Raw genomic sequence first — 1,464 nt, 5'->3', positions numbered from 1 at the left:
GCCATGCCCCGGCTCCCCGATGCTGTCGCCGCGGCCGGGGTCGCCGGGGCGGACGGGGCCGACGCGGCCGGGGTGACGGTGGGTTCGTCCGGTTCCAGCACGGGTGAACGGGTCGGTACCGGTGTTGGGTCCGCCTTCGGCTTCGGAGTCGCCGAGCCGACGGGCCCTGAAGCGCCGGGATTGCGCACCGGGGTGGCCCCAGCCGGAGGCGTCGCGGGCGGCACCGGTGTGGGGGTATCCGCCGGTGGGGCCGGTGCCCCGTCGGCAGGAGCATCCGCGGGGGGCTGTTCTGCGGGTACCTCGGGCAGCTCCGGCGGCGGCACCTGCTGGTCGAGCAGTTCGTCGACCGTCCCCGCGGGCGGCGCCCAGTCCGAGGTCGCCGCGACCAGGTCGGCGGTGGTGGCGACGACGCCGACGTTGGCCTGCTGGGTGGCCTCGACGACGTTCTGGATTGCCGCGGCGCGTTCGTCGGGTTCGAGTCCCGGGCGGTGTTCGAGCACGACGATGCGGCGCTGCGCGGCATCGACGTTGTCGGCAATGGTCGATTTGGCGGACTCGATCGAACCCGCGATCCGGTGGTGGCCGGTGATGACGGTCGCGACACCATGCTGTAGCGCGGTCAGTTGTTCGATTGTGCCCCAGAGTCGTTCGTTGGCGGCGTCGGCGGCCCCGCCGGTCCATACGCCACCGTCGAAGACCTGGACGTGGCGGTGCCGGCAGGCGTCGAGCGCCGCGGTCAGTTGCCGTAGCACCGCGGTGAACTCGTGTGCCCGCTCGTACAGGGCGGCCTCGTCGACCGCGGGCCAGGCGCCCTCGGCGACCATCTCGTCGGCGTAGCGCCCGGTCGGCCTGGCGGTACCCATCGTGTTCTCCTCGCCTCTACTCGGAGCGCTCTGTCAGGTGTCAGCGCGGCTGGAACTGATTCATCAACGCCCCGGCGAAGTCGGCCAACTTGTCGACGACGACCGCCTGCTGCGCGGCAATTCCGGATTCCGCGGCGGCTCGCGCATTGGCCAACGCGTCGTTGATCCGGTCTTCGACGGTCTGCTCACCGAGGCGCAGCAGACCGTCCTCGATGTACAGGTCGGTGAGGAATCCGCGTCCGTCCAGGGTGGCCTGGACGGTGGCGTCCTCGTCGGTGCCGGTGAATGTCTGGGTGTCGGTGTGATGGCCGTATGCATCCATCACAGACATGAGCCGTTCCATATCTTTGAGGATCGTGTCGATCCGGGGGAACGGGCCGTTGCCGAACATGGCGGTCATGGTGTTTCCTTCTTCTCCGAGGCGTCTTTGCGCCGCCGATTTCCGATCACGGCTTCGGTCCAGGGCCGTTTTTCGCGGTAGAGCGGTTGTTCTTCGAACGTGCCGTGCTTGGGTTTGTGCTCCTGGCCCTGGGCACCGCCAGCGCCGGGGGCGCCGCCCATTGGTGCGCCCATCGGCCCGCCCACGGCCCCGCCCGGCGGC

Annotated in this window: 1 protein-coding gene and 2 pseudogenes; all 3 read right to left on the bottom strand. The window is 70.2% G+C overall.

Going from position 1 to position 1,464, the window contains the following annotated elements:
- Positions 1–863: pseudogene (locus ACXAID_RS28075) on the bottom strand (secretion protein EspK); the annotation flags it as partial.
- A 40-nt stretch (positions 864–903) separates the two neighbouring features.
- Positions 904–1,263, bottom strand: a complete 360-nt coding sequence (locus ACXAID_RS28070) for a YbaB/EbfC family nucleoid-associated protein (RefSeq protein WP_475025432.1) — start codon at positions 1,261–1,263, stop codon at positions 904–906.
- Positions 1,260–1,464, bottom strand: a pseudogene (locus ACXAID_RS28065) (PPE domain-containing protein); the annotation flags it as partial. The pseudogene ACXAID_RS28065 and the gene ACXAID_RS28070, both read right to left, overlap by 4 nt.

The sequence above is a fragment of the Mycobacterium sp. ABE4_509 genome (assembly GCF_056160785.1).
This window is presented reverse-complemented; position numbering and strand designations above follow the sequence as displayed.